At 68.4% G+C, this 5,161-nt stretch carries 5 protein-coding genes; 2 read left to right on the top strand and 3 right to left on the bottom strand.

The genetic code is table 11. The annotated features are described in order from the left end of the window. A partial coding sequence (locus AB0K15_RS47810) for an AAA family ATPase (RefSeq protein ID WP_364067856.1) occupies window positions 1-1,433 on the bottom strand: 1,433 nt, incomplete at its 3' end. Between the two features lie 507 nt (window positions 1,434-1,940). Further along, the gene (locus AB0K15_RS47805; protein ID WP_364067854.1) at window positions 1,941-2,579 is read right to left on the bottom strand and encodes a hypothetical protein; all 639 of its coding nucleotides are present in this window, start codon (window positions 2,577-2,579) and stop codon (window positions 1,941-1,943) included. 213 nt (window positions 2,580-2,792) lie between these two features. Between AB0K15_RS47805 and AB0K15_RS47800 the strand changes: the two genes are divergently transcribed. Next, window positions 2,793-3,260: a GNAT family N-acetyltransferase gene (locus AB0K15_RS47800; RefSeq protein WP_364067852.1), complete on the top strand. Its 468-nt coding sequence runs from the start codon at window positions 2,793-2,795 to the stop codon at window positions 3,258-3,260. Between the two features lie 264 nt (window positions 3,261-3,524). Then, window positions 3,525-4,097: a VOC family protein gene (locus AB0K15_RS47795; RefSeq protein ID WP_364067850.1), complete on the top strand. Its 573-nt coding sequence runs from the start codon at window positions 3,525-3,527 to the stop codon at window positions 4,095-4,097. A 409-nt stretch (window positions 4,098-4,506) separates the two neighbouring features. Here the strand turns inward: AB0K15_RS47795 and AB0K15_RS47790 are convergent, their stop codons facing one another. Beyond that, a complete protein-coding gene (locus tag AB0K15_RS47790) occupies window positions 4,507-5,064 on the bottom strand; it encodes an alpha/beta hydrolase (protein ID WP_364067858.1) in 558 nt (185 codons plus the stop codon). Window positions 5,065-5,161 lie beyond the last annotated feature (97 nt).

Genomic DNA, 5,161 nt, shown 5'->3' with positions numbered 1-5,161 from the left:
ACACCGGCCTGCTCGCGCCACCGGGACAGCAACGCGGACAACGGATGCGCCGCGTCCACCTCGACGTCGCGGTAGGCGCCGACCAGCAACAGGCCTTCGACCGGTTCCTCGGACAGCACGAGATCGACGAAGCCGAGCGGGGTGCGCCCACCCCACTGCAGGTCATCGAGGAACACCACCACCGGCCGGTTCCGCGACGCGACCGCCCGCAGCCCCTGCACACCTGCTTGCTGCATGCGCGCCTGCGCGGTCAGCGGATCCCCCGCATCCGGCGCCACCCCCAGCAGCACGGCGAACTCCGGCACCACCGCGCTCAACAGACCCGCGGTCGCCCCGACCGAATCGACGATCCGTTCACGAATCGCGGCGAGCACATCCTCCGGCTCGGCCAGCAACAGCCGACCCAACGCCCGGAACGCCTGATATCCCGCGTTGAACTCGATATCCCGTCGGTACTGGTCGAACTTGCCGGCGACGAACCAGCCGTCCCGGCCCGTCACCGCCGGCCGCAGCTGATCGACCAACGCGGTCTTGCCCACCCCCGGCACGCCGCTGATCAGCACACCCTGACAGCGGCCGGCCAGCGCCTCCTCGAACGTCGCCTCCAGCGCTGCCACCTCGGCTTCGCGTTCGACCAGCCGCGAGGGCGGTAGCAACCGCTGCGGAACGTCGTGCTCGCCGATGCGCACCCGAGCCGCCGCCGGATGCGCCTGGACGCCGCGGACCTGGTGCAGGTCGTAGGCCAGGCCCGCCGCTGACTGGTAGCGGTGGTCGGGTTCCTTTTCCAGCAGCCGCATCACGATCTCGGACAGCGGAGCGGGTACTGCCGGGTTCAGCTGGGCCGGCGGTACCGGCACCCGGGCCAGGTGATCGTGGGTCAGGCGCAGTGGGTCGCCGGAGCCGAACGGCGGCCGGCCCGTGGCCAGCTCGTAGAGCGTCGCACCCAACGCGTAGAGGTCGGCGCGCTGGTCCACCGACCGGCCGGTGCGCCCGGTCTGCTCGGGGGCAAGGTAGGCGAGCGACCCGACGATCTCGCTGTGGTGGGTGAACTCGGGATGAATCTCGGCGAACGACGTCGCCAGCGCGAAATCCACCAGACACGGATCCCCGCCCCCGGAGACGACGATGTTGGCCGGAGTGATATCACGGTGCAGCACTCCGCGGCGGTGCATTCCCGCGACCGCCTGGGCCAGTTTGCCGGCCAACCGGACCAGCTCATCGATCGCCAGCGGCTCGGCCGGCCCGGCCAGGGTGGTGTCACCGGCGTCCACCAGCACGATCGACCCCGGGTACCGCCGCGCATCCGACAACTGCGCGACCCCGTCGACACCGCGCAGCCGCTCCAGAATCGCCACCTCGTGCCGCAGCCGTGCCTGCGCATCAAGACCGAGCGGCTCCTTGCGGATGGCTGCGACGCCCCCCGGCAGCGGCACTCGGGTCACCCGAGTGCGCACGCTCTGCTGCAGAAGGACCGCGTCGGGCGGATCCCGGCCCTGCAGGGCCCCGCCTGTCCACATGCACAGTGTCTACGCTGCACCGCCTGCTTGCACAAGTTCCTGCCCATCGCGGCACGTCCCCCAGGACAAGTGCCAAGCCGGTGACGGATACCGCTCACCAGTGACAGATAAAGATCACCGTCACCAGCATCGGGCCCGGCGAGCGCGCTGGCAGACCTGATTCAATGTTTAGAACATAAGTTCGACTCCGGTAAGCCGATGGCGCACACTGCGAGACATGGCCGCCCCACCTAACCGATTCGAGCAACTGCACCCACCTAGACCAGCGCGGATAGACATCAAGCACCGACGGTGCCTGTACGGTCACGTCCTCGCACTGACGGGCCAGGCTGGCAGCATCGACCACTCGCTTGGACCAGGCCCGAGCGGCTGCACGCTCTGTTGTGAGCTCCGGTTGCCGCGGCCAAGGTGGGCCGTGATCGATCATCGGCGGCTGCTACACGAGCCCCCGCCACCCCCGGCGCACCTGGTGCTGGTGGCGCGCCCGCAGCCGGCGCCCGCGGGCGTCGGGCAGATTGAACTCGCTTCTGGGACGAGGTGATCGGCGACGTCGACGCGCGCCTGGGCGGTGTCGACCAGCGGGGCGTGATCGAGCAGGTGCGCGTGGACGAGACACACGGCCGGCGCGGATTCGGCACGGTGCTCGTGGCCGCGGCGCCGGCGCGCGGGCCCGGCTACCGGTGGTCCGCGACGGAGGTGGAGAGCACGGTGCGGGCACGGGCGTTCCGGGCTGCGCTCGAACGCGCGGTCCGCGCGCGCCTCGACCACCACACCAGGCTCGACCGGCCAGAAGCTGAAGACTTCGCTGCCGGGCAGGCCAGCGATGATCCCGGACGCCCGCTGCGGGCCGCCCTCGGCAAGCCGGAGCTTCCCGGCCAGCGGCGTGAGCGCCGACCGCGACAGCGTCGTCGACAGCCCCACCTCACGCACCCGCCCTTGGCGGTCAGCCTGGCCGAGCACGAGCGCCGTCGGCCGGGACGGGCTACCGGTCACGCCGAGCACGAGGGCGTCGACGTCGTCGTAGTACCTGACCTTGTTGCTGTGCTCACAGAAGCGATACACCGAGGCACCGACAGTACCGACCCTCGCAGACGGCCCGACTCTCGTTTCCCACCCGTTCGGCCCAGCCAACGTGTGCTCGAGCGACCCTGCCACCCCAACACGCCCCCAGACTCACGCCGATCAGGCCACGACCCCGACCTACGTTCACCCTCTCCCACATGGGGACTGCCGGATGGCAGGACTGGTGGGGCCCCGGACCGCGATAATGGCCAGGTGACCGCACACGTCGAACTACGTGAAATCACCGACGACAACCGCGACGAGATATGCGCCGTGCGTGTCCGGCCGGACCAGAAGAAGTTCGTCGCATCGGTGAAGAAGTCACTGAAGGAAGCACGCAAGAAACCACAGTTGTCGCCCTGGTATCGCGCTGTGTACGCGGACGACGTGCCCGTCGGTTTCGTCATGCTGAACTGGGCGGTGCCACCGGGTACGCGCGGCGTGGTCGGCTCATACGTCCTGTGGCGGCTGCTCGTCGGAGCGCAGTTCCAACGCCGCGGCTACGGGCGCGCCGCGCTGGCCAAAGTCATCGAACTGGTCAGGGCGGACGGTGGCACCGAACTGTTCACCAGCTACCAACCAGGAAAAGACGAACCATGGCCGTTCTACCGGGGCTTCGGCTTCCAGCCGACCGGTGAGATCGACGACGGCGAGATCGTCCTGCGGTGCGCGCTGACCTGATCGGCCAACCGCGATGACACCCGCGCCAGGCACGTCGCGGCAACGTTGCGAGATATAGGAAGACTGATCATCTGCGACCGCACCGGACGGCGGCTGGAGCTTGACCAGAACATCGAACAGCGGACGAACGGGCCCCGGTTGACGCCCGAGCAGGTGAACTGGGCACTGAACATGACCGCCGTCTGATGGCCGGCCCCGCTCCTGCCTCAGTCTCGGGGCGATCGTCGGTGTTGTCGGCTCGCCACTATCCCGCAGAATCGACACATGCCGAGCGTCGGATCTGTTGTGCTGGGTGCCTCGGATGTGCCGCGTGCGGCTGCGTTCTGGACGGAGGCCCTGGGGTACGCCCCGCGAGAAGAGAGGGAAGACGATTGGGTAGTACTGGCCCCGGCGGAAAGCACCGGGGTCCAGTTGTCGCTCGGCCTGACTGAGGCGCCCCTTCAAGAGCACCCGCGGATCCACCTGGACCTGTATGCGGGTGACTCAGCCGACCAGGCCGCCGAAGTCGAGCGGCTGGTGTCCTTGGGCGCCCAGATCGTCGACTGGGACCTCTATCCGGACGACGCCGACTTCGTTGTGCTCGCCGATCCGAGGGTAACCGCTTTTGCGTTATCGACACCGGGCGCCACTGAAGAAGTCGGGACGAAACCGCGCCCTGCTCGCAATCCCCTCAGCTGTCTACGCGCATATGACAGTGCGGTCGCGCTCAAGCGCCCAGGTGCTACACGCCTGCCCTCCGGGCGGGCACGTTCCATATCCGGTCCACCCAACCGGGGATTTTGCTGCCGCGCAGGTCAGGCACCGTTTCCCGGCTGGATTCAAACCCGTCCAGTGTGAGTTCGAATCTCACCGGAGGCACAGACGACGTCAACAGAATTCGGCGCTCTCGGCGAGCGCCGACTGTGCGTCGGGTCATCTGGTCGGTGATTTCTTCCGCTGCACCGAACCTGGTCTCCCCCGTCCAGGCCGCGGGCGTCGCGAGGCACCGCAGGGGACGCCGGTGGACGAGCCCCTCAAACCCGAGTCACTGCGGGCCACCTTCGATCAAAGCGTTGTGCCCCGAGCGACCCGCGGCAGTCCCTCGACACCGTCGCTCAGCACCGGGGTCCCGTCAGGAATTCTTCCGAAGCAGGGCCACGCTTGCGGCAAGAGTCGACCCGGCCGTGGCGGTGTCGGGCGGCCGCCCGGCCGAGCGAAGAACACTGAGCCTCGGTCGTCCGGCCCGGTGTTCTCGCTGTCGCGGCCGTCAGTCGCGGAGGAAGTCCAGGACCTGCTGGACGAACAGCTGCGGGTACTGGAAAAGCGCGCCGTGCCCGGCGTCCGGGTAGATGGCCAGCTGAGCGTCCGGCAGTGCGTGCGCGAGGTTGAACGAGCTGACGGTCGGAATCATGATGTCTTCGTCACCGTTGATCACCAGAACGGGCTGGGAGACGTTCGCGAGGCCGGTCGGCAAACTGCTCTGCTCCCACTTGGCCAAAGCTGTGGCCTGGGCCCCGATGGTCTCGTTGGTGACGGCGGCGTCCCGGTCGGCCGTGCGCTCGTCGAGCCGGGCGAGGAACGCGTCGGCCGCGGCCTGGCTGGCCGAGGTCTGGGAGAAGAACAGGACGTGCTTCGGGTGCTTGCCCGCGGCGGTGGCCTTTTCGACCGAACTCTGCAGTACGCCGAAGGCGTTGGCCGGTCCCGCATCGCCCGCCGGCGATGTGCCGGCCAGGATCAGGCGGCGGACCAGGCCCGGCTCCTGCTGGACGAAGGCCTGCGCGACCATGCCGCCCAGCGAGAAGCCCAGCAGGTCGACGCTCGTCAGCCCTAGTACTGCAACGGCAGTTAGTGGTGTTGTGGTAGATCATCCTGGTGGTGGTCGATGTGGTGATGGATCAGCTGGATCGGGTGCATGAGCGGAT

The organism is Amycolatopsis sp. NPDC049253 (assembly GCF_040678995.1).
GTDB lineage: Bacteria > Actinomycetota > Actinomycetes > Mycobacteriales > Pseudonocardiaceae > Amycolatopsis.
The sequence above is the reverse complement of the archived record's forward strand: the minus strand, read 5'-3'. Positions and strand labels throughout refer to the sequence as shown.

Excerpts from the sequence above, each read along its gene's own strand:
- AB0K15_RS47795 (WP_364067850.1), top strand. The coding sequence starts at position 3,525 with ATGCCGAGCGTCGGATCTGTTGTGCTGGGTGCCTCGGATGTGCCGCGT.